This window comes from Rhodococcus antarcticus (assembly GCF_026153295.1).
In the GTDB taxonomy this organism is placed as follows: Bacteria; Actinomycetota; Actinomycetes; order Mycobacteriales; family Mycobacteriaceae; genus Rhodococcus_D; species Rhodococcus_D antarcticus.
Genome location: NZ_CP110615.1, coordinates 453400 through 477053, shown reverse-complemented (window position 1 = coordinate 477053; position 23654 = coordinate 453400). Strand labels below are relative to the sequence as shown.

Here is a 23654-nt window from a genome sequence, read left to right as displayed (position 1 = left end):
GCGTCGCGGCGGTCACTGGAGCGGCTGCCAGGCGAGCTGGACGAGGCGGGTCCCACCCCTGCGGCTGACCAGCGTGCCGCGCCCCGGGGGCATCGTCGAGGGCTTGACGGTGCTGATCAGCGCACCCTCGTCCCGGCTGCCGCTCATCACGATCCCCGTCGCGGCCAGGTCGCGCAGGCGGGCGATGACCGGCTCGTACAGCGCCCTCGCCGCACCGCCGCTGCGTCGGGCGATGACGAGGTGGAGCCCCACGTCCTTGGCCTGGGCCAGCAGGTCGAGCAGCGGCAGCACCGGGTTGCCGCTGGCCGTCGCCACCAGGTCGTAGTCGTCGATCACGACGAAGATCTCGGGCCCGCTCCACCACGACCGGCTGCGCAGCTGCTCCTGCGTCACGTCCGGACCCGGCATCCGCTTGGCCAGGTAGCCGGCCACCTCCGCGATCATCGTGGTGAGCACCTGCGCCGAGGCCGCGTAGCCGGCCAGGTGGTCGGACTCCACCACCCCCAGCATCGTGCGCCGGTAGTCGCCGATGATGAGCTTGGCCTGGGCGGGGGTGTTGCGGGCCAGGATCTCCGTGCAGATCGTGCGAAGCAGGGTCGTCTTGCCCGACTCGCCGTCGGCGAAGACCAGCAGGTGGGGCTCGGCGTCGAAGTCGAGGTAGGCCGGGGCGAGCTCGTCCTCGTCGATGCCCACGGGCACCTGCAGCCGGACCCTGCCGTCGTTGGCGGTCGCGGCCACGAGGTCGTCGTAGGGGAACCGCTCGGGCAGCATCCGGATGCGCGGGGCCGGCCGGCCGCGCCAGGCCGACGTCAGCTGGGCCCCCACGTCGGCGATGCCGCGGGCGACGTCGGCCGGGTTGGCGTCGGCGTCGATCCGCGGCAGGGCCACCAGCATCTGCAGCTTGTCCCGGGAGAGGCCGCGCCCGGGCCGCCCCTGGGGCACGTTGACCGCGAGCTTGCGGTCCACGTCGGACTCCGAGGTGTCACCCAGCCGGAGCTCGATGCGCGTGCCGAGCAGGTCCTTGAGCGCCGGCCGGATCTCGGCCCACCGCGCGGTGGCGAGCACCACGTGCACCCCGTACGCCAGGCCCTGGCCCGCGAGGCTGGTCACCTGCGCCTCGAGCGCCTCGAACTCGGTCTTGAACGACAGCCAGCCGTCGATGACGAGGAACACGTCGCCGTAGGGGTCGCCGTCCGGGCCGTCGGGAACCTCGCCGCGGCGCTTGCGGGCCCGGAAGTCGGCCATGGAGTCGACGCCCGTGTCGCGGAAGCGGAGCTCGCGGGCCCGGACCAGGCCGGCCAGCTCGGCGACGGTGCGGCGGACGAGGTCCGCGTCGAGGCGGCCGGCCACCGAGCCCACGTGCGGCAGCTGGGCCATCGCCGCCAGCGTGCCCCCGCCGAAGTCGAGGCAGTAGAACTGCACCTCGGCCGGGGTGTGCGTCAGGGACATCGAGGTGATGAGCGTGCGCAGCACCGTCGACTTGCCCGACTGCGGGCCGCCCACCACGACGGCGTGGCCCTGCCCGCCGGAGAGGTCGACCCAGAGGTTGTCCCGGCGCTGCTCGAAGGGCTTGTCCACCACCCCCAGCGGCACCGACAGGCTGCCGTTCGCGGGGTGCCCGACAGCGGTGAGCCCGCGGTCGGGGGTCAGGACCAGCGGCGGCAGCAGCTCGTCCAGGGTGGGCGGCACGTCCAGCGGGGGCAGCCACACCTCGTGGGCGGGCGGGCCGTGCCCCTGCACGCGCTTGACGATCACGTCGAGCAGCGTCTCCTCCACCCCCGAGGACGGCATGGCCCCCGGGAGCGGGTCCGGGGCCGTGTCCTCGGGGATGGACACGTCCACCTGGTCGGGCTCCACGTGCTCGGGCACGAACAGCCGCGGGCGCCGGTCACCGGTCACCGGAGCCGTGCTGGAGACCGAGCCGACCGCGGTCGGACGGTAGGGACCCGAGACGTAGGCGGCCTTGAACCGCACCATCGCGGACGTGTCGAACTTGAGGTAGCCCGAGCCGGGGATGCTGGGCAGCTCGTAGGCGTCCGGCACGCCGAGCACGGCGCGCGACTCCGACGCGGAGAACGTCTTGAGCCCCACCCGGTAGGAGAGGTGGCTGTCGAGCCCGCGGAGCTTGCCCTCCTCCAGGCGCTGGCTGGCCAGCAGGAGGTGCATCTGCAGGGACCGGCCGAGGCGGCCGATCTGGACGAACAGGTCGGCGAGGTCGGGCTTCTGGCTCAGCAGCTCGGAGAACTCGTCGACCACGATGAACAGGGCGGGCAGCGGGTCGAGGTTCGCGCCGTTCTCCCGCGCCCGCTCGTACTCCTTGACGTTGGCGAAGCTGCCCGCCGAGCGCAGCAGCTCCTGGCGCCGGTTCATCTCCCCGGCCAGCGCGTCCTTCATCCGGTCGACCATGGTCAGGTCGTCCTGCAGGTTCGTGATGGTCGCGGCGACGTGCGGGGCCCTGTCGAGGCCGAGGAAGGTGGCCCCTCCCTTGAAGTCGACGAGGATGAGGTTCAGCGCCGAGGACGAGTGGGTCGCGATGAGCCCCAGCACCAGGGTGCGCAGGAACTCCGACTTCCCCGATCCGGTCGCCCCGATGCACAACCCGTGCGGCCCCATGCCCTCCTGGGCGGACTCCTTGATGTCGAGGTCGACGAGCTGGCCCTGCTCACCGATGCCCACCGGTACCCGCAGCCGGTCGCGCAGGGGCCGCGGGCGCCAGGCCTGGGCCACGTCGAAGGTCATCGCGTCGGCGAGGCCGAGCATGTCCATGAAGCCGACGTTGCTGAGCAGCGGCTCGTCACCGGGCTCGGAGGAACCCCCGGCACCGACGCGGTAGGGCGAGAGCGTCCGGGCCAGCGCCTCGCACTGCTCGGGCGTCATCGTGTCCGGATCGGCGAACTTCTCCACCCCGGAGGCGCTGCGCGCCCCGACGCCGGCCGGCGTGGCGACCAGGCGGAGGCCGCGTCGGGCGGGGAGCGTGCCGAGGCAGTCGGAGATGTCCAGCAGGGTGACCCCGGCCAGGCCCTCCTCGAGCAGGATCCGCTCCTCGCCGCTGACCTCGCCGCCGTCGATCACGACCACCAGGTGCGGCTGCTCGGGCAGGGGCGGCGCGCTGCGGCTGAAGCGGGTCCGGTCGCCGAGCTGCTCCGCCAGGCTCTCCTCGAGCGCGGCGAGCGAGGAGAACAGCAGCCGCTCCGAGCCCACCGCGTCGGTGCGCCCCGGGTGCTGGGCGTGCGGCAGCCACTTCAGCCACTCCCACTGCTGGCGCGCCGGACCACCCACCACCGCGGCCACGAGGAGGTCGTCCGGGGCGTGGAAGGTCGCGAGCTGGGCCACCACGGCCCGCAGCAGACCCCGGGCCGTCTCCTCCTCACCGGTGATGCCCACGGCGGCGAAGCCGCGCAGCGAGATGGCGATGGGCAGCGCGCTCACCACCGAGTGCGCCCGCACGAAGCGACGCAGCGCGACCGTGGAGATGGGCTCGAGCTCGTCGACGGGACCGGTCTGCGGCGGCACCAGCCGCGTCGCGAGGCGCTGGTTCCCCCGTCCGACCCGCACGTGGCAGAAGTCCGGGTCGCCGGGTCGGCGCTCCCACATCCGGCGCGTGCGGGCCATCGACCACAGCGCCTCGGGGTCCGGGTGGGTCCACTCGAGGCCGGCGCGCTGCTCGTCGCCCGCCTCGCGGGCCCGCTCCCGCATCTGGCCGAGGTAGCGCAGGTAGTCCTTGCGGTCCTCGTTCATCTCCGACTTGCGCTGGCCACCGCCCTTGCCCCCGCCGCCGGCGACCATGCCCACCATCGACATCACCATCATCATGGGGAACAACAGGACCGTCGGGTTCCGCGTGACACCGCTCCCGGAGAAGACCAGCCCCATCATCCCGAGCATGGCGACGACCATCACGACCGGCATGATCTTCATGACGATGCCGGCCGGGACGACCCGCGGCACCTCCGGCGGCGCCTCCAGGTGGACCTCACCGCCGGGCGTGCGGGGTGCGGGCAGGCGAGCGGTGCGCTTGTACTGGACCGTGCTCATCGCTGCGACTCCCCCGTCACCTGCGTCGACCGACCAGGTGCTCCCCCGGCCCGGGCCCCACCCGGGTCACCTGATCGGATCCGGGCTCCGCCGAACCGCGTCCACGGCGGCCGAGCCCGGTCATACTAGGGCCGAGCCCGCCCCCACAGTCCGCTTCCGCGCACACCTGCGTGCAGCGCCGCCGGGGCCGGGACGGGCGGGACACGACGATGACAGCCGGGTACCCACGCCCGGCGGGGGCGGAGCGGCAGTGACGATGACGGCAGCCACGACGGGCTCCGGCGCAGCGGGCTCCAGCGCAGCGGCCTCCACCCCGCCGGCCCCCGCCGGGCGTGCAGCCACGGGTGGCGGTGCCGCCGTGTTCAGTCGGGTCACCGTGGTGGCACCCCGCACCCGCATCGACGTCGCCCTGCCCTCGGACGTCGCGGTGGCCGACCTGCTTCCCATGCTGCTGGAGATGGCGCGCGAGTCCACCCCGGACGGCGGGGCGCGGCACGGCGGGTGGGCCCTGGCCCGCCTGGGGCAGGCGCCGTTGGAGAGCTCCCGCACGCTGACCGGGTCGGGCGTCCTGGACGGGGAGCTGCTGCAGCTGTGCAAGCGCGCCGAGTCCCCGCCCCCGCCGCTGTTCGACGACGTGATCGATGCCGTCGCCCTGAGCACGCCGGGCAGCTACCGCCCCTGGACCGAGGCGACCGCGCGGGCCCTCGGGGCGGGCGCCGCCGTCGCCGCGCTGCTCGCCGCGGCCGTCGCCCTGTACCTGGCCGGCCCCGGCCTGGCCGAGGCGGTCACCGCCGGGGTGGTCGGCGTGCTGCTGGTCGCCGTGGGCGCCGTCCTCAGCCGGGTCTACCGCGACCCGAGCGCCGGCACGGTCCTCGCCGCGACCGCGCTCCCGCTGGCCTTCGTGGCCGGGCTCTACGGCGTGCCGGACGGCCCCGGCCGTCCGAACCTGCTGCTCGCGTTCGTGGCGGTGGTGGTGTTCGCCGCCGCGGCCACCGGTCTCCTGCGCGCAGGGGTCACCGTCTTCACCGCTGCGGCCACCGCCTCGCTGCTCGGGGCCGGGGCGAGCCTGGTGGCCGTGCTGGTGGCCCACCCCGTGGCGGGCATCGCGGCGGGGACGGCGGCGGTGGCCCTGGTGGGGCTGTCCTTCGCGCCGCGGCTGACCATCCAGCTCGCGCGGCTGCCGCTCCCGGCCGTCCCCACCACCGCGCGGGAGCTCAACGAGGACGACACGGCGGACTTCCCGGACTTCATCACGATCGAGCGACAGGCGGCCCTCGGCCACCAGTACCTGACGGGTCTCGTGGTGGGGTTCGGCTCGGCCGCTGCCGTCGGCGGGCTGCTGGCCGGCCCGCACGGCACGGTCGGGGTGGTGCTGGCCGCCACCGTGGCCGCCGTGCTCATGCTGCGTGCCCGCACCTACGCGAACGGGGTGCAGGCGGTGGCCCTGCTCTCGGCCGGGCTGCTCACCGCCGGCGGTCTCGTCATCGGCTGGATGGTCGGTGCGGACGACTCGACCCGCCTCGTCCTGGTCTTCGGCGCGACGGTGGCGCTCGGCGTGGTCGCGCTCGTCCTCGGTGTGGTGTTCCCCCGCCAGCGCTTCTCCCCGCCGATGCGCCGCGCCGTCGAGGTGCTCGAGGCGCTGCTCATCGCGGCCGTGCTGCCGCTGGCCCTGGGCGTGATGGACCTCTACGCGACGATGCGCGGGCTCTGACGTGCGGCCCGGGGGACGCAGGGCGGCTGCTCGGCGCGCTGCCGCCCTGGTCGTCGTGGCCGTGCTCGCGGTGTCCCCCGCCGCTCTGGGCGCCGGTACCGCGAGCGCCCAGCCGACCGCCCCGGTGGGGCCCGGTCCGCTCGGGGTGCTGCCCGCATCGACACCCCCCACACCCGACCCGGCGGCGGCGCAGACCACGGCCTGCCTGGCTGGCACCGCGAGCACGACGCCGTCCATCGTCACCAAGCCCTGGGCCCAGCGGCAGCTGGGCTACGAGGCGGCGTGGAAGTTCGGTCGCGGCGCAGGGCAGGTGGTCGCCGTGATCGACACCGGCGTGAACCCGCTCCCCCGGCTCACCGTCGCCCCGGGCGGCGACTACGTCGCCGGTACCGACGGGCGCACCGACTGCGACGGCCACGGCACCATCGTCGCGAGCCAGATCGGCGCCAAGCCGGCGGCACCGGGCGACCCGACCGACCCGTCGGGCTACGCCGGGGTGGCCCCGGACGCCACCATCCTCAGCGTGCGCCAGTACAGCGCGCTGTACGAGACGACCACGAGCCAGCCGCCCGGCAGGAAGGGCCAGCCGGGCGACCTCAGCACCCTGGCCAGGTCGATCGTGTGGGCGGCCGACCAGGGAGCCACGGTCATCAACATCTCCGAGGCGGCCTGTGGCGTGGCCGGCGCGGCCCTGGGCAGCGACGACCAGGTGGGCGCGGCCCTGCAGTACGCCGTGGACGTCAAGAAGGTCGTCGTCGTGGCCGCGGCGGGCAACGCCGAGCCGAGCGGGGACTGCAGGGCCAACCCCTCCGACGGCGTGACCCCGCCCGTCACCGCCGTGAGCCCGGCGTGGTGGGACGACTACGTGCTCGCGGTGGGCTCGGTCGGCGAGGACGGCCGGCCCTCGCCGTTCACCCTGGCCGGCCCGTGGGTGGACGTGGCCGCCCCCGGGGAGGGCACCGTCTCGCTCAACCCCGTGGGCGGGCCCGCGCTCGTCAACCAGCTCGCCCCGGCCGGCAACGGCGCACCCGGACCGATCCAGGGCACGAGCTTCGCCACCCCCTACGTCGCCGGCACGGTGGCCCTGGTGCGCGCCCGCTTCCCCGAGCTGACCCCGCGCCAGGTGATGGCGCGCATCGAGGCCACCGCCCAGGCCCCGGCCGGAGGGTTCGACGAGCTCGTCGGCCACGGCGTGGTGGACCCCGCGGCCGCCGTCACCGTGCTCCCCGCGGCGATCGCTCCCCAGGGCATGGACCAGACGAGCGCGGCGTTCGTCGTCCCGCCGGCGCCCCCCACGCCCAGCTCGAGGCCGCGCGCGGTCGCCTTCATCGGCTCGGCCGCAGCGCTGGGCACCGTGCTGGTCACCTTCGCCGTGCTGAACGCCGTCCAGCGGTCCCGGCGGTGCAGCAGCTGAGCTCAGGGGCTGCGCTCGCCGATGACCGGGGGTGCCGTCCTCTGCGGGGTGCCGAAGACCTCCTCGGTGTCCGCGACGTACGGGGTCGACCGCGTGCGCCTGGTGTCCTTGCCGCCCGCTCCCCCGGCACCGCCCATGCCCATGCCCATGCCCATGCCCATGCCCATCATCCCGCCACCCTTGGATCCGCTGCGCCCCGGGCTGCCGGCGTCCGCGGCCGCCGCGGCCGGTGCTCCCGGGGCGGCGGGACGGGCCGGGGAGACTTCCTCGGCTGCCGCGACCCGGGCGCCACCGGTGAGCGGCGCGGGCGCTGGCGCGGGTGCGGCGGTGGGCGTCGAGGCCCTCCCGCCGAGACCGCCGGCCCCGCTGTCGCCAGCTGCCCCTGGTCCGGGGGACACCGAACCGGCTCCGCCCCCACCGGCCGTCGCCGGCTCGGGACCGACGGCGGCGGCCGCGACGGGTACGGGAGCGGCGGGCAGCTGGGCGAGCTCCACGTGCGCACCCCCGGTGGTCGTCACCGCCACCTGCACGCCGCCGGCGCTGAGCACCTCGTGCTGCCCCATCAGGGCGGCCGAGGCCGGGGGCGACGTCGAGGTCACGGCCAGCAGCGGCTCGTCCCGCAGCCCGGCGCTCAGCTGGGCCCAGCGCTGGGCGAGCGCGTCCACGAGATCGTCGACCGACCCGGCACAGACCCGGACCCGCTCGTCGGCCTCCAGCACGATGCGGCGGGCTTCGTCCACGCCGAGCACGGGAAGGGAGAGGACCAGCGATGCCGTCCGGCCGACGTCGGCGAGCAGCTCGGCCGCGTCGACCACGAGGCGCTCCGCATCGGCGGAGGTCTGCTCGAGCGCCTCGGCCGCGGTCCGCAGGGCGTCGGCGGTGCCGCGGTGCCCCCGTGCCACCAGGGCGGTCACCGGTTCGTCCTGCACGCGCTGGGCGTCCTCGGCCAGGGCGTCGAGCCCGCCGGCCACCCGGGTCCAGTCAGCGGCGGCCGCCGTCATCTCCGACCAGCCCCCGACCAGCGGCTCGAGGTGCGCGGCCACCGGGTCCGGCAGCGACAGCCCCGCACACACCGTCCCGAGGTAGTCCAGCTCCGGGCGCAGGTGCTCGACCGGATCACGCACGCCGACCGCCTCCCCCGGGGTTGCCGCCGGACGGGTGGCGGCCACCGTGCGTGCCCCCACCCCAGGGGTGGGCGGGGGGCGCCGGGTGCAGGTCGGCCGGCAGGGCCCGGATGCGGTCGGCCGTGTGCTGGTCGATCTCCCGGGCCCGCAAGGCCTGGTCGCGCAGCTCCTGCGTCCGGGCGGCGAGAGCGGTGGTCGCGGCCTCCGTGGTCGCGGCGACGGCGTCCAGCAGCGCGACCGCGGCGGGCGGGAGGCCGGCTGCCCGAACGTCGCCGGGGACCGCCCACCGAGCTGCGTCCGACGCTGCGGAACGGACCTTCCCGAGGACGGTGCGCGCGTCGTCGGCCATGGCGTCGAGCTGCGCTGTGCGCCTGCCCACGGCCTCGCTGTCGTGCCCGGCGGTGTCCACCCTCACGGCGCCTCCCCTCGTGTGGCGGCCGGTGCCGCTCCTTCTGCGACGGTCGACCGCCCGGCGTGGTTCCGCCCGGGCGGCTAGCTGCCCGCCGGAGCCGCGAACGGCTCGGCCGCCGGATCCGGGGCCACGCCGTTGTGCGACTGCCGGGCGTTGGCGGCGCTGAGCTCGATCCCCTGGGGCAGCAGGGCCACCACCGACTCGGGCGCCGGGCTGGTCACCGTGCCCAGGCCGAGAACACCGGCCGTCTCCTTGTCCGGGATCCCGAACCGGGTGCCGGTGTCCGCCACCAGGTAGCGGGTGCCCACTCCGAGCGGCTGACCGCCCGCGATCGTCTGGACCACCGAGGCGCGACCCGGCTGCACGTAGAACGAGTCGAGGTGGAACCCACCCGCCGGGCTCGCGCCGCCCGGCCTGTCGTCGGCGCCGGCCAGCGGCACGGCGCGGGCGCCCGCCGGCAGGGGGAGCCGGTTGCCGGCGCGCAGGGTGAGCACCGGGTCGAAAGAGCTGGCGTCCGCGGCCGTCGCGGCGCTCGTGCCGTCCCAGGACAGGCAGCTGACGCGGGCGTCGCCCGCGTCCATCGTCCGGGGCACCTCCAGCGGGTAGCGGGTGAGGTCGAGCCGACCCGGCTCGGCGACGTCGGGAGCGGCGACGAAGACGTCCGCCTGCACCGGTGTCACGTCGCCGGAGACGAACTGCAGCAGCGCGGCCACGACCGGGCTCACCTTCTGGACCCCGTCCAGCAGGAGCACGTAGGGGGTGGAGCCGCCGGAGTCCTGGACGCTGATGACCTTGCCGACGGCGAGACCCGGTCCGAGGGCACGCGTGTAGGCCGGGGTGCTGCCCTTGCCGGGGACGTCCGGCACGACGAGGGGCGCGACCTCGGGAACGGTGTTGAGCAGCCCCTCGCTGACCGGCCGCGGCACCGTCCCGGTCAGGTTCAGGGCACGTGCGGTCGCCGTGTCGCGGAGGTCGACACCTGCGCGCACCACGCCGGCGCCGGAGGTGAACAGCAGCTGGGTGGCACCACCGGGGGCCGAGACGAGCAGCGAGCCGCCGTCGGTGAGCGGGTCGGCACCGCCGCCCAGGCCACCGGAGAGCACCGTCGTCGACAGCGTGAGGGCTGCGCTCGGGGCGCTCGTGTCGCCGAGCACGTCGTCGCACACCGTCCACACCGCTGACGGACGGTCACCTGCCGCCGGCAGCACGTCCGGTCCGCCGACGATGCCGAGCTCGGCACCTCGCGGCAGGGTGTCGAGCGCCGCGTCGTCCACCAGGGTGAAGGGGGCCGGCTGCCCGGCGATGAGGCGCGCCGAGGCCAGGTTGTAGACGGGGTGCAGGACCCGCGTGCCGTTCTCGTCGGGCACCACGACGAAGGTCTGGGTGGAGGTCTTGCTGACCAGGATCGTGGCCTGGTCGATGGTCTCGGCGGGGCGGAAGACGGAGAACAGCGCAAAGCCCGCGAGGCCCAGGATGCCGAGGATGATCCCCACGGCCGTCGCGCGCACCTGCGTGCGCATCGGGTCGTGGAGCATGACGGCGTCCTTGCGGACCAGGGCGTGCTCCATGCGGCGGAGCACGAAGCGGTACGCCTGGACCTGAGACTTCGTCGTCGGCGTTGCCGCCATCCACCCTCCCCGTGTGCTGCGCGCTGTACGGTGCCAGACACTAGACCGGGGGGCGGTGCCGGTCCGGGTTTCCGGCTGGCCGGGACCCGGGCCCGCCGCGCTCCCGGTGGGGCAGCCGTCGGCACCGGTCGACGCGGGACGTCGGGGAGCGCCGCACGACATGACCGCACCCGGAGCAGGTCCCCCGGGGCGGCACGGAAGCCCCCCACCGTCCGCCGCCCAGCCGGGTGCCCAGCCTCCCCGGCCGCCGGGTCCGCAGGGTCCGCCCCCGAGCCAGCCGCCCCGTCCGCCGATGGGCCCGCCCGGTCGTCGCGCCGCCGGGCCGCCCCAGCCCGGTCACGCCCGGCCCGGCCAGGCTCCACCGCCCGGCGCCCACCGTCCCGGCCCCCCTGCCCCGCCCCCGGGACGCGCCGATCCCCGTGCCGTCCCCGGACCGGGTGCCGCCCCGCAGCAGGGGCGCGGCCCGGGCAGCACCGCCGTCCGCACCCGACCGGCACCGCCGGTGCCGGCCGGTCGGCGCAGCGGCCCGCGGGGCGACGCCGACGGGGTCCGCCGTCGGACCATCGGGGCGAGCTTCGGGCAGCTCCCCCTCACGAACGTCGTGCTGGTCGAGGTCGGGGCGGCCGTCGCCGTCGTGCTGCTCGCCGTCGACCGTGCGCTCTGGCCCGCCGCGGTCGTGGTGGGACTGCTGGCCCTGGTCGGGGCAGGGTCGCGCTGGCACGGCCGGTGGATCACCCAGTGGACGTCGATCGTGGCCCGCTACCTGGTGCGGCCGCACCAGCGGCGGGTCGACCCCACGGTGCCGCAGGACGACAGCGTGGACCTCGCACGCTCGGGGACGACCGTGCTGATCGGCCCGGAGGACGCCCGGGTGGCGCTGCTTCGCCTGCTCGTCACCGACCTCGTCGTGGCCAGCACCACCGACCACGAGAAGAAGCCGATCGGGCTCGCCTGGCACCAGGGGACGTGGACGGCCGCCGTGCTCGTCGACCCGCTGCCCGCCATGATCTCCCCGGTGGGTGCACACACCGACGTCCCGCTGTCGTCGCTGGCCGGGTGCCTGCAGGACCGGGGCGTGGTGCTCGACGGCATCCAGGTCGTCTGGCACTGCTACCCCGGCAGCTCGACACTGCCCCCCGACTCGCCTGCCCTCGCCGCCTACCACCAGGTGCTGGGGCCGCTTCCGGCCGTCGCCCGCCGCAGCACCTGGGTCGCGGTCCGTCTCGACCCCCGGCGCTGTCCCGGGGCCGTCCGCGAGCGGGGCGGGGGCGTCCCCGGCGCCCACCGGGCCCTGCTCGGCGCTGTGTCTCGGGTCCGCGGGGCCCTGGACGCGGCGGGGCTCAACAGCCGGGTGCTCGACACCGACGAGCTGCTGCGTGCCGCGCTGTCGTGCGCCGAGCTCACCGGCGCCGCCGGCCGCGGCCAGCAGGTCGGGCTGCGCGAGCGCTGGAACGGGGTGACGAGCGGCGGGATCGGCCACTCGAGCTACGCGATCAGCGGGTGGCACGGATCTCCCGGCGGCCTCGACGCCCTCACCAGCGTGCGCGCGCTGTCCACCACGGTCGCCCTCGCGCTCAGCCCCGGCACGGACGACGGCAGCGTCGGGCTGCGAGGCCTGGTCCGCCTCTCGGCCAGGACCCCGGGCGAGCTCAGCTCGGCGGAGGTCGTGCTCCGTGAGCGCGCCGCGGGCTCCGGCGTCACCCTCACGCCGCTCAACGGGCAGCAGGCCGCGGCCGTGACCGCGACCCTGCCGGTGGGGGGTACCGCGTGACCCGGCCGGTGCGCGCCAGCAGCCGCTCGCAGGAACGGATCGGTGGCTTGCGCGGACTGGGCCCGGACTTCCTCGTGCCACCGGCCGCGCTCGACCGGCTCAGCCTCACCGGCGACCGTGGCGGCGTCGTGCTCGGCTCCGACCAGAACGGCGGAGCGGTCCAGCTCAACCTGCTGCGCTCCACCCCGACCCGGGTGGTCCTGCTCGGTGGGCTCTACCTGGCCCGCCAGGTGGTGCTCCGCGCTGCCGCCACGGGAGCTGCCGTCGTCATCGCCACGGGACGTCCGGCCGCGTGGGCACCCGTCCTGCGGGCGACGGGCAGCTCGCCGGGCGGCCGCGACACCGACCCCACCGGTCCGGTGCAGCTGCGGGGGCTGCAGCCCGACACGCTGCCGCGCCCGAGCGAGGACCACCCGCTGCTGGTGGTGCACGACGGCAGCGCCGTGCCCCAGGAGCTGTACCCCCCGCGCAGCGGGTGGCAGACCACCGCGTACGTGCTCCCCTACCTGCACCCACAGGTGGGCACCACGGCCTCCGGCGCAGACCTCGCGCTCGTCCAGCGCCTGCCGGTCGGCCAGGCCCAGCTCGCCGGTCGAATGTGGCGGCTGCGCCCCTCGGCGGTGCAGAGCCTCGCCACGCTCACCGACGACGGGCTGGCCGCGATCGGCACGGACCTCTGGCTGCCCCTGCGGCTGGTCACCACCCCGCTGGAGTCCGCCCTGCTCGGACCGGTGCGCCGGGGCGACTGATCCCCCCGGTCAGCCCCGGCGCGTCCGCGGCTGCGCCACCGGACCCCGCACGGCGCGCGTGCGCAGCACCCGGGCCGCGAGCTCGTCGTCGGCGGGGTAGTCCACGCCCACGAGGGAGAGGCCGTGGGCGGGGGCCACCGCCACCGAGCTCGAGCGTGCGGGCAGCTCCAGCAGCGACACCGCCCACGCCGGGGTGCGCCGGCCCTCCCCCACCGCGAGCAGGGCGCCGACCAGGCTGCGGACCATGGAGTGGCAGAACGCGTCCGCGCTCACCCTGGCCACCAGGATCCCGGGCTCGTCGGCCGACCAGTCCAGCCGCTGCAGCTCGCGAACGGTGCTCGCCCCCTCCCGTCGCTTGCAGAACGCCGCGAAGTCGTGCTCCCCGAGCAGCCCCGCCGAGGCCTCGCGCACCGCGTCCACGTCCAGGGGCCGGGGCCACGAGACCGTGTCCCGGCTCCGCACCGGGTCGCTGCCGTGCGGGGCGGTTCCGAGCCGGTAGGCGTAGTGCCGGCGCAGCGCCCCGAACCGGGCGTCGAAGGCGTCGGGCACCACCCGCACACCGGTCACCCGGACGTCGTCGGGCAGGAACCGCGCCAGCCGCCGGACGAGCCGGTCCGGGTCGTCCGGCAGCACCGCGGTGGGGAGGTCGAGGTGGGCCACCTGCCCGGCTGCGTGGACCCCCGCGTCCGTGCGTCCGGCCACCGTGAGCTCGACCGGGGTCCGCAGCACGGTCGACAGCCCGTCCTCGACCACCCCACGCACCGTGCGCAGACCCGGCTGGCGGGCCCACCCGGAGAAGTCGGTGCCGTCGTAGGCGATGTCCAGGCGGACGCGGACGAGCCCGCCACCCCCGAGGTGCGGGGTGACGGGCTCGCCGTGCGGTTCCGGAGCGCTCAGCTCAGGACCCGCTCTTGGTCGAGTCGTCCTCGAGAGCGACCGGGGCCACCTCGTCGAGCTCGGCGTCCGCCCCGTCGGTGGGGACGTCCGCGACGGCCGTCTCCTCGGGCGCCGTCTCCTGGGGAGCGGTCTCCTCGGAGACCTCCTCCTCGAGCACGGCCTCCTCGGCTGCGGTGTCGTCGTCCGCAGTGTCGTCGTCCGCGGTGGTCGCGGCCGCCGCGGCCGGAGCCGTCTGCGAGGCGGTGACACGGCGGGCGCGGTCAGCCTCGTCGGTCACGGTCTTGTCCTGCAGCAGCTCGATGATCGCCATCGGCGCGTTGTCGCCCTTGCGCGGGATGGTCTTGATGATGCGGGTGTAGCCGCCGTCGCGCTCCGCGAAGAACGGGCCGATGTCCGCGAAGAGCGTGTGCACCACATCCTTGTCGCGGATGATCTTCATGACCTCGCGACGGTGGTGCAGGTCGCCGTGCTTGGCGTGGGTGACCAGCTTCTCCGCGAACGGGCGCAGGCGCTTGGCCTTCGCCTCGGTCGTGGTGATGCGGCCGTGGGTGAACAGCGACGTGGCCAGGTTGGCCAGCATCAGCCGCTGGTGGGCCGGAGACCCGCCGAGACGGGCACCCTTGGTGGGCTTGGGCATGGTGGAGAGCTCCTCTGGTCTCGCCCGCCCCGGTGCAGGTCAGTCGCCTGCACCGGGTCGAGTTGAGCGGCTTACAGCTGTTCGGTCTCGGCGTAGTCGGTGTCGTCGGTGGTGGCGGCGTCCGTGGTGTCGCTCCACGTTCCGGTGGCGGCGTCGTAGCCGGCGACCGTGGACGGGTCGAACCCCGGGGGGGAGTCCTTGAGGGTGAGGCCGAGCCCGATGAGCTTGACCTTGACCTCGTCGATGGACTTGGCCCCGAAGTTGCGGATGTCGAGCAGGTCCGCCTCGCTGCGGCCGACGAGCTCGCCGACGGTGTGCACGCCCTCACGCTTGAGGCAGTTGTACGAGCGCACCGTGAGGTCGAGGTCCTCGATCGGCATTGTGAACGCCGCGATGTGGTCGGCCTCGGCCAGCGAGGGACCGATCTCGATGCCCTCGGCCTCCACGTTGAGCTCGCGGGCCAGCCCGAAGAGCTCGGTGAGGGTCTTGCCCGAGGAGGCGACGGCGTCGCGCGGGGTGATGGAGGGCTTGGTCTCCACGTCCAGCACCAGCCGGTCGAAGTCGGTCCGCTGCTCGACGCGGGTGGCCTCGACCTTGTAGGTCACCTTGAGCACGGGCGAGTAGATGGAGTCGACCGGGATGCGACCGATCTCGGCGCCGGAGGCCTTGTTCTGCACGGCCGGCACGTAGCCGCGACCGCGCTCGACGACGAGCTCCACCTCGAGCTTGCCCTTGTCGTTCAGGGTTGCGATGTGCAGCTCCGGGTTGTGCACCGTGACGCCCGAGGGCGGCACGATGTCACCGGCGGTGACGGCCCCGGGGCCCTGCTTGCGCAGGTACATGGTGACCGGCTCGTCCTCCTCGGAGCTCACGACCAGGCCCTTGAGGTTCAGGATGATGTCGGTGACGTCCTCCTTCACCCCCGGGACGGTGGTGAACTCGTGCAGCACACCGTCGATGCGGATGCTGGTCACGGCCGCACCCGGGATCGAGCTGAGCAGCGTGCGGCGCAGCGAGTTGCCGAGCGTGTAGCCGAAGCCGGGCTCGAGCGGCTCGATGACGAACCGCGAACGGGTGTCCTCGATGGGCTCCTCGGTGAGCGAGGGGCGCTGGGAGATGAGCATGTTGTGGTGTTCTCCTCCACCGACGTCCGCCATATGACGCCGAAAGGGTGTGGCGAGGTCCGTGCGGGTCGCACGGGCCGGGTGGTGCGTGGGAACCCCCTGGTGGCGGTGCCCGGCGAGCGCACCCCCGGCCGGAGCGGCTGCTCAGCGCAGCACGGTCCGGCCGGGGGCGGGGCTCACTTGGAGTAGAGCTCGACGATCAGCTGCTCGTTGAGCGGCACGTCGATCTGGGCGCGCTCGGGCAGCTGGTGCACGAGGATGCGCATCTGCTGACCGACGACCTGCAGCCAGCCCGGGACGGGCCGGTCACCGACGGTCTCCTTGGCCACCTGGAACGGCAGCGTCGCCAAGGACTTCGTCTTGATGTCGATGATGTCGTACTGCGACACCCGGTAGCTCGGGATGTCCACCTTGTGGCCGTTGACCGTCAGGTGGCCGTGGCTGACCAGCTGGCGAGACATCCGCCGCGTGCGGGCGAGCCCGGCGCGGTAGACGACGTTGTCCAGGCGGGACTCCAGGATCTGGAGCAGGTTCTCGCCGGTCTTGCCGGGCTTGCGGACGGCCTCAGCGTAGTAGCGGCGGAACTGCTTCTCCATGACGCCGTAGGTGAAGCGCGCCTTCTGCTTCTCCTGCAGCTGGAGCAGGTACTCGCTCTCCTTGATCCGCGCGCGGCCGTGCTGGCCGGGCGGGTAGGGACGACGCTCGAACGCCTGGTCGCCTCCGACGAGGTCGACGCGCAGGCGACGGGACTTGCGGGTGATCGGTCCGGTGTAACGGGCCATGAGCTGGTTCCTTCCCTTCCCGCTAGACCCGGCGCCGCTTGGGCGGCCGGCAGCCGTTGTGCGGCTGGGGGGTGACGTCGGAGATGGTGCCGACCTCCAGGCCGGCGGCCTGGAGCGAGCGGATCGCGGTCTCGCGGCCGGAGCCGGGACCCTTGACGAACACGTCGACCTTCTTCATGCCGTGCTCCTGCGCCTTGCGGGCAGCGCTCTCGGCCGCCATCTGCGCGGCGAAGGGGGTGGACTTGCGGGAGCCCTTGAAGCCGACGTGGCCCGAGGACGCCCACGAGATCACGTTGCCGGCCGGGTCCGTGATGGACACGATCGTGTTGTTGAACGTGCTCTTGATGTGCGCGGCGCCGTGGGTGACGTTCTTCTTCTCCCGGCGACGGGTCTTCTGCGTCTTCTTGGGTCCGGAGGCGGACCGAGCCTTGGGGGGCATCGTTTACCTGGCCTTCTTCTTGCCGGCGATGGTGCGCTTGGGTCCCTTGCGGGTGCGCGCGTTGGTCTTGGTGCGCTGACCGTGCACCGGCAGGCCACGGCGGTGCCGGACGCCCTGGTAGCAACCGATCTCGATCTTGCGACGGATGTCGGCCTGCACCTCGCGACGCAGGTCACCCTCGACCTTGAGCGACTCGGTGATGTAGTCGCCCAGGGTGCGCAGGTCGGTGTCGGACAGGTCCTTGGTCCGGAGGTCGTAGCTGATCCCCGTGGCGTTCAGGATCTCCTGCGAGCGCGTGCGGCCGATGCCGTAGATGTAGGTGAGCGCGATCTCCATCCGCTTGTCGCGGGGGAGGTCGACTCCAGCGAGCCGTGCCATGTGGTGCGTTCCTCTCGGTGCGGAGGTCTGCTCCCCGTCCGTCCCGCCGTTCCGCCTGGGTGTGAGCACGGTGGTCGGGCCCCGGCCTCCGTGCCGGGGGTGTTCTCCGCGCTGCCCTCGATCAAGGCCGGGCTCGGAGGTGGTGCGGGGAGGTCGTCTTGGTCCTGGTGGTGCTGTGTGCTGGTGGTGCTGTGTGCTGGTGGTGCTGGGCAGTCAGAGGACTGCGGGTCGTGCGTGGTGCTCGCTCAGCCCTGGCGCTGCTTGTGGCGCAGGTTCGAGCAGATCACCATGACCCGCCCGTTTCGGCGGATCACCTTGCACTTCTCACAGATCTTCTTGACGCTGGGGTTGACCTTCACGTCAGTCAGCTCTCCTGGTCGTTCCGGCAACCGCCGCGGACGGCGGGCTCCGGGTGTTCGGTGGAGCAGCTCTCCCCGTCGTGCGGGGGGCCAGCTGCCTTACTTGTAGCGGTAGACGATCCGGCCACGGGACAGGTCGTAGGGCGAGAGCTCCACGACGACCTTGTCCTCGGGCAGGATGCGGATGTAGTGCTGCCGCATCTTGCCGCTGATGTGCGCGAGCACCCGGTGGCCGTTCTCGAGCTCCACCCGGAACATCGCATTCGGCAGCGGCTCGACAACTCGGCCCTCGACCTCGATGGCCCCGTCCTTCTTTGCCATGTCCTCCGCGATCCGTGGTTGGCTGCTCGGTGACCGGCACACCCTCCTGACCAGGACGAACCTGGATCGGAGAGGACCGGACGGAGCGCACGAACGTCGGCAGGGACGTGAGCCGACGAACCAGTTCGACCTGGTAAACCACAGCGAGCACGCACGACACCGACGCGCACTGCGCGCCGACGTTGGATCCTACGCGTCCACCACGGGCAGGCCAAATGGCCCGGGCACCCGCTCAGGCGCGGGTGGTCAGGATGCGAGGACCGGCGGCCGTCACGGCCACCGTGTGCTCCCAGTGGGCGGCCCGGCTCCCGTCGATGGTGACCACGGTCCAGTCGTCGGACAGCGTCCTGGTCTCGGTAGTGCCGAGGGTCAGCATCGGCTCGATGGCGAGCACCGAGCCCTCGACCAGACGGGGGCCACGCCCGGGGGCGCCCTCGTTGGCGAGGAACGGCTCCGCGTGCATCACGCGACCGATCCCGTGGCCGCCGTAGCCGTCGACGATCCCGTACACGCGCCCGTCCCTGTCCCCCGCGGCACGCGTCTCGGTCTCGATCGCGTGCGAGACGTCCGTGAGCCGGTTGCCCGCCACCATGGCCGCGATCCCTGCCTCCATCGAGCTGCGGCAGGCGGCGGAGAGCTGCTCCTCCTCCGGGGTGAGCGCACCCACCCCCACGGTCAGGGCCGAGTCGCCGTGCCAGCCGTCCAGGATCGCGCCGCAGTCGATGGAGATCAGGTCCCCCGCGGCGAGCACCTCGGTGGCCGAGGGGATGCCGTGCACCACGCGGTCGTTCACCGACGCGCAGATGCTGGCCGGGAACCCGTGGTAGCCCAGGAACGAGGGCACTGCCCCGGCGTCGCGGATGACCTGCTCCGCCACGGCGTCGAGGTCCGCGGTGCTCGCGCCGGAGCGGACCGCACCGACGCAGGCAGTGAGGGCAGCCCCGACCACGGCACCGGCCGCGGCCATCGCCTCGAGCTCCCCGGCCGTGCGTGCCGGCACGGTGCCCCGGTTGCGACCGAGGATCATCAGCGCTGCGCGGGGGGCAGGGCGGCGAGGACCCGGGCTCCCACCTCGTCCACCTCGCCGACCCCGTCCACGGTGCGCACGATCGACCGGTAGCGGTCGAGCAGCGGGGCGGTCTCGGCGGTGTAGAGCTCCAGCCGGTTGCGGATCGCTTCCTCGGTGTCGTCCGAACGGCCCCGGGCCAGCATCCGCCCGACCACGACCTCACGGCCGACGGCGAGCTCCACGACGGCGTCCAGGGCCACGCCCAGGACCCGGAGGATCCCGTCCAGCACGTCGGCCTGGCCGTTGGTCCGGGGGAACCCGTCCAGCAGGAAGCCTGCGGCCGTGTCCGGCTCCTGGAGGCGCTCGCGCACCATCTCGTTGGTGATCTCGTCCGGCACGAGCGACCCTGCGTCGAGGTAGACCCGGACCTGCTTGCCCAGCTCCGTCTCCTCGCCCAGGTGCGCGCGGAACAGGTCGCCGGTGGAGATGTGCGGTATGCCGAGCTCGGCCGAGAGCAGCTGCGCCTGGGTGCCCTTGCCGGCCCCCTGGGGACCGAGGATGAGGAGTCTCACTACCGCAGGAACCCTTCGTAGTTGCGCTGCATGAGCTGGCTCTCGATCTGCTTCACCGTGTCCAGCCCGACACCGACCATGATCAGCACCGCCGTGCCTCCGAACGGGAAGTTCTGGCTCGGCGAGCTGCTGCCGAGATCCAGGAACACGTTGGGGAGCACGGCCACGGTGCCGAGGTACAGCGAGCCCGGGAGGGTGATGCGACCGAGCACGAAGCTCAGGTACTCAGCGGTCGGGCGTCCCGGCCGGATGCCGGGGATGAAGCCCCCGAACTTCTTCATCTCGTCCGCGCGCTCCTCCGGGTTGAAGGTGATCGCGACGTAGAAGTAGGTGAAGAACACGATGAGCGCGAAGTACAGCGCGATGTAGCTCCAGCTCGACGGGCTGACCAGGTAGGTGTTGATGAACCGCTGCCACACGTTCGGTGCCGCCGTGCTGGACCTCGTGAGCTGCGAGAGCAGGTTGGGCAGGTAGAGCAGCGAGGACGCGAAGATCACGGGGATCACGCCGGCCTGGTTGACCTTGAGCGGCAGGTAGGTCGAGGTGCCGCCGTACATGCGGCGGCCGACCATGCGCTTCGCGTACTGGACGGGGATCCGGCGCTGGCCCTGCTCCACGAAGATGACGCTCGCGATGATGACCAGCGCGGCCACGAGGACGAGGACGAAGACGAGCCCGCCCCGGCTGTCCAGCACGGCCTTGCCCTCGGCCGGGATGCGGGCGGCGATCGAGGTAAAGATGAGCAGGGACATCCCGTTGCCGATGCCACGGTCGGTGATCAGCTCGCCGAGCCACATGATGACGGCAGTGCCCGCGGTCATCGAGATGACCACCACGACCATCGAGAAGATGGAGCTGCCGGGGATCGCGGGGTACAGGTTGTTGTCGCAGCCCGCGAACAGGTTCCCCCGCACCGCGAGAGCCACGATCCCGGTGGACTGCAGGATCGCCAGTGCGATCGTGAGGTACCGGGTGTACTGCGTCATCTTCGCCTGGCCGGACTGACCCTCCTTGCGGAGCTCCTCGAAGCGCGGGATGACCACCGTCAGCAGCTGCACGATGATGCTCGCCGTGATGTACGGCATGATCCCGAGGGCGAAGACCGAGAGCTGCAGCAGTGCGCCGCCGCTGAAGAGGTTGATCAGCGCGTAGATGCTCTGGCTGTCGCCCCCCTCCACCGTCCGCAGGCACTGCTGGATGTTGGAGTACGACACCCCCGGTGACGGGAGTGTCGTCCCCACTCGGTAGAGCGCGAGGACACCGAGGGTGAAGAGGATCTTCCGCCTCAGGTCCGGCGTCTTGAAGGCGGAGACGAAGGCGGAGAGCACGGATCCTCCTGGCAGCTGCGGGCGGGTCTTCTCCAGCCCTGCGGGCTCGCGGGTCGGTGGACGGGTGGCGGGTGGCGGGTGGCGCGACTCACGACGCCGACTGCCGACTGTAACAGCCGGTACATCGCCGGACGTCGTCTCGCGCGGTGGGACGGGAACGAGAACGGCCGTGGATCCCAGGAGCGGGTTCCACGGCCGTCGTCGAGCGCTGCGGGTCGCGATCAGACCTCGGTGGTGCTCCCACCAGCGGCGCTGATCTTCTCCTTGGCGGCGCCGGAGAACTTGTTCGCGCTGATCTGGAGCGTGACCGACCCCAGGTCCCCGTCTCCGAGGACCTTGACGAGCTCGTTCTTGCGGACCGCTCCCGCGGCCACCAGCTCCTCCGGGCCGACGGTGCCACCCTGCGGGAAGAGGCGGGCGAGGTCGCCCACGTTCACCACCTGGTACTCCGTGCGGAACGGGTTGGTGAAGCCCTTGAGCTTCGGCAGCCGCATGTGCAGCGGCATCTGGCCACCCTCGAACGACGCGGGAACGTTCTTGCGCGCCTTGGTGCCCTTGGTTCCGCGGCCTGCGGTCTTGCCCCGCTTGCCGCCCTCACCACGACCGACACGGATCTTGTCCTTCTTCGCGCCCGGGGCGGGACGCAGGTGGTGCAGCTTGATCGTCACGATGACACCTCCTCCACCGTCACCAGGTGGCGAACAGTCTTGATCATTCCGCGGACCTGCGGGCTGTCCGCACGGACCACGCTCTGCCGGATCTTGTGCAGGCCGAGCGTGCGCAGGGTCTCGCGCTGGTTCTGCTTGCACCCGATGGTGCTGCGGGTCTGGGTGACCTTGAGGTCGGACACGTCAGGCCCCCTGTCCCGCGCGGGCGCGCAGCATTCCGGCCGGCGCCACGTCCTCGATCGGCAGACCGCGACGTGCGGCCACCTCCTCGGGACGCTGCAGGCCCTTGAGCGCAGCCACCGTGGCGTGGACGACGTTGATCGCGTTGTCGCTGCCAAGGGACTTGGACAGGATGTCGTGGATGCCGGCGCACTCCAGGACGGCGCGGACCGGACCACCGGCAATGACGCCGGTACCGGGGCTGGCCGGACGGAGCATGACGACTCCGGCCGCAGCCTCACCCTGGATCGGGTGGGTGATCGTGCCGCCGATCATCGGGACGCGGAAGAAGGCCTTGCGGGCCTCGTCCACGCCCTTCTGGATCGCGGCGGGCACCTCCTTGGCCTTGCCGTAGCCGACGCCCACCATCCCGTTGCCGTCACCCACGATCACGAGGGCGGTGAAGCTGAAGCGACGACCACCCTTCACGACCTTGGAGACGCGGTTGATGGCCACCACGCGCTCGAGGTGGCTGGGCTTCTCGGGCGCCGCACCGCGGCCACCGTCGCGGCGGTCGCGACCGCCCCCACCCTGGCCGCCCGAGGGCGGACCCCCGGCTGCTCCGGTTGCGCCATCGCGCCGTGCACGTCCCGGCATCAGGCTGTCCTTCCGTTCGTCTCGTTCTCGTGTGCGAGGTGCGTCTGGCTCATCAGAACTCCAGGCCTCCCTCGCGGGCGGCGTCGGCGAGGGCCGCGATCCGGCCGTGGTAGTCGTGACCACCGCGATCGAAGACGACCTTCTCGACACCGGCGGCCTTGGCCCTGGCCGCGAGGAGCTCGCCGACCTTGGCGGCCTTGGCCGACTTGTCGCCACTCACGGCACGGACGTCGGCCTCGATGGTGGAGGCCGCCGCCAGCGTGTGGCCGGCGAGGTCGTCGATGAGCTGCGCGTGGATGTGCCGGGAGGACCGGTTCACCACGAGGCGCGGACGTGCCGCCGAGCCGTTGACCTTCTTGCGCAGCCGGAAGTGGCGACGCGCCTTGGACAACCGGCGACGGGTGGAGACGTCCTTGCCCACCGGGGTGCGCTTGGTGGTGGTAGCTGCTGTGCTCATGTCACTTACCCGTCTTTCCGACCTTGCGGCGGATGACCTCGCCGGCGTAGCGGACACCCTTGCCCTTGTACGGGTCGGGGCGGCGCAGGCGGCGGATGTTCGCGGCGATCTGACCGACCTGCTGCTTGTCGATCCCGGTGATGGAGAACCGGGTCGGCGTCTCGACGGCGAACGTGATGCCGGTCGGCGCCGCGATCGGCACCGGGTGGCTGTACCCGAGCGCGAACTCGAGGTCCGAACCCTTCAGCACCACGCGGTAACCGACGCCGTGGATCTCCATCTTGCGGGTGTAGCCGTCCGTGACACCGACGACCATGTTCTGCACCAGGGTGCGGGACAGGCCGTGCAGCGACCGGCTGCGGCGCTCGTCGTCGGGCCGGCTGACGGCGAGCGTGCCGTCCTCCGACTTCTCGACGGCGATGGGCTCAGAGATCGTGGTGGCCAGGGTGCCCTTAGGCCCCTTGACCGTGACTGTCTGTCCCTCGATGCTCACGTCGACCCCGGAGGGGACGGGCACGGGGAGCTTTCCGATGCGCGACATGTCAGTGCTCCCTCACCAGACGTAGGCGAGGACTTCCCCGCCCACTCCCTGCTTGGCCGCCTGGCGATCGGTGAGCAGACCGGTCGACGTGGAGATGATCGCCACGCCGAGGCCGCCCAGGACCTTGGGCAGGTTGGTGGACTTCGCGTAGACGCGGAGCCCGGGCTTGGACACCCGACGAACGCCGGCGATGCTGCGCTCCCGGTTCGGGCCGTACTTCAGGTCGACGACGAGGGACTGGCCCACGGTCGCCTCCTCCGTGCGGTGCCCGGCGATGTAGCCCTCGCGCTGGAGGATCTCCGCGATGTTCGCCTTGAGCTTGGAGTGCGGCATCACGACGACGTCGTGGTACGCCGAGTTGGCGTTGCGCAGACGGGTCAGCATGTCTGCGATCGGGTCGGTCATGGTCATGCAGGTGACCTGTTCACTTTCCCGCCCTGGTTCCTGGCCCCACCGCGTGGGTGGGCAGGCCTGTGGCGAAG

Annotated in this window: 25 protein-coding genes; 4 read left to right on the top strand and 21 right to left on the bottom strand. The window is 73.1% G+C overall.

Annotated features, from left to right (window positions below; genetic code table 11):
• Window positions 1-12: 12 nt before the first annotated feature.
• Window positions 13-4035 carry a type VII secretion protein EccCa gene (gene eccCa, locus RHODO2019_RS02445; protein WP_265383464.1) on the bottom strand — a complete coding sequence of 1341 codons (4023 nt, stop codon included), beginning with the start codon at window positions 4033-4035 and terminating at the stop codon, window positions 13-15.
• A 256-nt stretch (window positions 4036-4291) separates the two neighbouring features.
• Between eccCa and eccD the strand changes: the two genes are divergently transcribed.
• The gene (gene eccD, locus RHODO2019_RS02440) at window positions 4292-5746 is read left to right on the top strand and encodes a type VII secretion integral membrane protein EccD (RefSeq protein ID WP_265384908.1); all 1455 of its coding nucleotides are present in this window, start codon (window positions 4292-4294) and stop codon (window positions 5744-5746) included.
• Window positions 5747-5801: 55 nt separating this feature from the next.
• On the top strand, window positions 5802-7160 hold the full coding sequence (gene mycP, locus RHODO2019_RS02435; protein ID WP_265383463.1) for a type VII secretion-associated serine protease mycosin: 1359 nt from the start codon (window positions 5802-5804) through the stop codon (window positions 7158-7160).
• A 2-nt stretch (window positions 7161-7162) separates the two neighbouring features.
• Here mycP and RHODO2019_RS02430 read toward each other — a convergent pair whose 3' ends face one another.
• The 3 genes from RHODO2019_RS02430 to eccB form a co-directional block, all read right to left on the bottom strand.
• Window positions 7163-8284, bottom strand: a complete 1122-nt coding sequence (locus RHODO2019_RS02430) for a hypothetical protein (RefSeq protein ID WP_265383462.1) — start codon at window positions 8282-8284, stop codon at window positions 7163-7165.
• Entirely contained in the window at window positions 8277-8699 is a 423-nt protein-coding gene (locus RHODO2019_RS02425; RefSeq protein ID WP_265383461.1) for a hypothetical protein, read from the bottom strand. The genes RHODO2019_RS02430 and RHODO2019_RS02425 overlap by 8 nt, the downstream gene beginning before the upstream one ends.
• A 77-nt stretch (window positions 8700-8776) precedes the next feature.
• Complete coding sequence (gene eccB, locus RHODO2019_RS02420) at window positions 8777-10324, bottom strand: type VII secretion protein EccB (protein ID WP_265383460.1); 1548 nt, start codon at window positions 10322-10324, stop codon at window positions 8777-8779.
• A gap of 502 nt (window positions 10325-10826) precedes the next feature.
• Here eccB and eccE point away from each other — a divergent pair.
• On the top strand, window positions 10827-12095 hold the full coding sequence (gene eccE, locus RHODO2019_RS02415; RefSeq protein ID WP_265383459.1) for a type VII secretion protein EccE: 1269 nt from the start codon (window positions 10827-10829) through the stop codon (window positions 12093-12095).
• Window positions 12092-12844: a hypothetical protein gene (locus RHODO2019_RS02410; RefSeq protein WP_265383458.1), complete on the top strand. Its 753-nt coding sequence runs from the start codon at window positions 12092-12094 to the stop codon at window positions 12842-12844. Before eccE ends, RHODO2019_RS02410 begins: the two co-directional genes overlap by 4 nt.
• A gap of 9 nt (window positions 12845-12853) precedes the next feature.
• Here the strand turns inward: RHODO2019_RS02410 and truA are convergent, their stop codons facing one another.
• From truA to rpsH, 17 genes are all read right to left on the bottom strand, one after another.
• On the bottom strand, window positions 12854-13741 hold the full coding sequence (gene truA / locus RHODO2019_RS02405) for a tRNA pseudouridine(38-40) synthase TruA (RefSeq protein WP_435532249.1): 888 nt from the start codon (window positions 13739-13741) through the stop codon (window positions 12854-12856).
• 1 nt (window position 13742) lies between these two features.
• On the bottom strand, window positions 13743-14378 hold the full coding sequence (gene rplQ / locus RHODO2019_RS02400; protein ID WP_265383457.1) for a 50S ribosomal protein L17: 636 nt from the start codon (window positions 14376-14378) through the stop codon (window positions 13743-13745).
• Between the two features lie 71 nt (window positions 14379-14449).
• Window positions 14450-15502, bottom strand: coding sequence for a DNA-directed RNA polymerase subunit alpha (locus tag RHODO2019_RS02395; RefSeq protein ID WP_265383456.1), 1053 nt, complete (start codon window positions 15500-15502; stop codon window positions 14450-14452).
• 176 nt (window positions 15503-15678) lie between these two features.
• On the bottom strand, window positions 15679-16284 hold the full coding sequence (rpsD, locus tag RHODO2019_RS02390; RefSeq protein WP_265383455.1) for a 30S ribosomal protein S4: 606 nt from the start codon (window positions 16282-16284) through the stop codon (window positions 15679-15681).
• Between the two features lie 22 nt (window positions 16285-16306).
• A complete protein-coding gene (gene rpsK / locus RHODO2019_RS02385; RefSeq protein WP_265383454.1) occupies window positions 16307-16723 on the bottom strand; it encodes a 30S ribosomal protein S11 in 417 nt (138 codons plus the stop codon).
• A gap of 3 nt (window positions 16724-16726) precedes the next feature.
• Entirely contained in the window at window positions 16727-17101 is a 375-nt protein-coding gene (gene rpsM / locus RHODO2019_RS02380; protein WP_265383453.1) for a 30S ribosomal protein S13, read from the bottom strand.
• A 245-nt stretch (window positions 17102-17346) separates the two neighbouring features.
• Window positions 17347-17460 (bottom strand): 50S ribosomal protein L36, encoded by a 114-nt coding sequence (rpmJ, locus tag RHODO2019_RS02375; RefSeq protein WP_265383452.1) that lies wholly within the window; start codon window positions 17458-17460, stop codon window positions 17347-17349.
• A gap of 99 nt (window positions 17461-17559) precedes the next feature.
• A complete protein-coding gene (gene infA / locus RHODO2019_RS02370; protein ID WP_265383451.1) occupies window positions 17560-17781 on the bottom strand; it encodes a translation initiation factor IF-1 in 222 nt (73 codons plus the stop codon).
• Window positions 17782-18013: 232 nt separating this feature from the next.
• Window positions 18014-18808: a type I methionyl aminopeptidase gene (map, locus tag RHODO2019_RS02365; protein WP_265383450.1), complete on the bottom strand. Its 795-nt coding sequence runs from the start codon at window positions 18806-18808 to the stop codon at window positions 18014-18016.
• Window positions 18808-19362, bottom strand: coding sequence for an adenylate kinase (locus tag RHODO2019_RS02360; RefSeq protein ID WP_265383449.1), 555 nt, complete (start codon window positions 19360-19362; stop codon window positions 18808-18810). The genes map and RHODO2019_RS02360 overlap by 1 nt, the downstream gene beginning before the upstream one ends.
• Window positions 19362-20690: a preprotein translocase subunit SecY gene (gene secY / locus RHODO2019_RS02355; RefSeq protein ID WP_265383448.1), complete on the bottom strand. Its 1329-nt coding sequence runs from the start codon at window positions 20688-20690 to the stop codon at window positions 19362-19364. The genes RHODO2019_RS02360 and secY overlap by 1 nt, the downstream gene beginning before the upstream one ends.
• 221 nt (window positions 20691-20911) lie before the next feature.
• Complete coding sequence (gene rplO / locus RHODO2019_RS02350) at window positions 20912-21358, bottom strand: 50S ribosomal protein L15 (RefSeq protein ID WP_265383447.1); 447 nt, start codon at window positions 21356-21358, stop codon at window positions 20912-20914.
• Window positions 21355-21540: a 50S ribosomal protein L30 gene (rpmD, locus tag RHODO2019_RS02345; protein ID WP_265383446.1), complete on the bottom strand. Its 186-nt coding sequence runs from the start codon at window positions 21538-21540 to the stop codon at window positions 21355-21357. The genes rplO and rpmD overlap by 4 nt, the downstream gene beginning before the upstream one ends.
• 1 nt (window position 21541) lies before the next feature.
• Window positions 21542-22174 (bottom strand): 30S ribosomal protein S5, encoded by a 633-nt coding sequence (gene rpsE / locus RHODO2019_RS02340; RefSeq protein ID WP_265383445.1) that lies wholly within the window; start codon window positions 22172-22174, stop codon window positions 21542-21544.
• 52 nt (window positions 22175-22226) lie between these two features.
• Entirely contained in the window at window positions 22227-22631 is a 405-nt protein-coding gene (rplR, locus tag RHODO2019_RS02335; RefSeq protein WP_265383444.1) for a 50S ribosomal protein L18, read from the bottom strand.
• A 1-nt stretch (window position 22632) separates the two neighbouring features.
• Window positions 22633-23172 carry a 50S ribosomal protein L6 gene (rplF, locus tag RHODO2019_RS02330; protein ID WP_265383443.1) on the bottom strand — a complete coding sequence of 180 codons (540 nt, stop codon included), beginning with the start codon at window positions 23170-23172 and terminating at the stop codon, window positions 22633-22635.
• Between the two features lie 12 nt (window positions 23173-23184).
• Window positions 23185-23583, bottom strand: a complete 399-nt coding sequence (rpsH, locus tag RHODO2019_RS02325) for a 30S ribosomal protein S8 (RefSeq protein WP_265383442.1) — start codon at window positions 23581-23583, stop codon at window positions 23185-23187.
• Window positions 23584-23654: the final 71 nt, after the last annotated feature.

Excerpts from the sequence above, each read along its gene's own strand:
- eccCa (WP_265383464.1), bottom strand. The coding sequence starts at position 4,035 with ATGAGCACGGTCCAGTACAAGCGCACCGCTCGCCTGCCCGCACCCCGC.
- eccD (WP_265384908.1), top strand. The coding sequence starts at position 4,292 with ATGACGGCAGCCACGACGGGCTCCGGCGCAGCGGGCTCCAGCGCAGCG.
- eccB (WP_265383460.1), bottom strand. The coding sequence starts at position 10,324 with ATGGCGGCAACGCCGACGACGAAGTCTCAGGTCCAGGCGTACCGCTTC.
- rplQ (WP_265383457.1), bottom strand. The coding sequence starts at position 14,378 with ATGCCCAAGCCCACCAAGGGTGCCCGTCTCGGCGGGTCTCCGGCCCAC.
- RHODO2019_RS02395 (WP_265383456.1), bottom strand. The coding sequence starts at position 15,502 with ATGCTCATCTCCCAGCGCCCCTCGCTCACCGAGGAGCCCATCGAGGAC.
- rpsD (WP_265383455.1), bottom strand. The coding sequence starts at position 16,284 with ATGGCCCGTTACACCGGACCGATCACCCGCAAGTCCCGTCGCCTGCGC.
- rpsK (WP_265383454.1), bottom strand. The coding sequence starts at position 16,723 with ATGCCCCCCAAGGCTCGGTCCGCCTCCGGACCCAAGAAGACGCAGAAG.
- rpsM (WP_265383453.1), bottom strand. The coding sequence starts at position 17,101 with ATGGCACGGCTCGCTGGAGTCGACCTCCCCCGCGACAAGCGGATGGAG.
- infA (WP_265383451.1), bottom strand. The coding sequence starts at position 17,781 with ATGGCAAAGAAGGACGGGGCCATCGAGGTCGAGGGCCGAGTTGTCGAG.
- map (WP_265383450.1), bottom strand. The coding sequence starts at position 18,808 with ATGATCCTCGGTCGCAACCGGGGCACCGTGCCGGCACGCACGGCCGGG.
- rpsE (WP_265383445.1), bottom strand. The coding sequence starts at position 22,174 with ATGCCGGGACGTGCACGGCGCGATGGCGCAACCGGAGCAGCCGGGGGT.
- rplR (WP_265383444.1), bottom strand. The coding sequence starts at position 22,631 with ATGAGCACAGCAGCTACCACCACCAAGCGCACCCCGGTGGGCAAGGAC.
- rplF (WP_265383443.1), bottom strand. The coding sequence starts at position 23,172 with ATGTCGCGCATCGGAAAGCTCCCCGTGCCCGTCCCCTCCGGGGTCGAC.
- rpsH (WP_265383442.1), bottom strand. The coding sequence starts at position 23,583 with ATGACCATGACCGACCCGATCGCAGACATGCTGACCCGTCTGCGCAAC.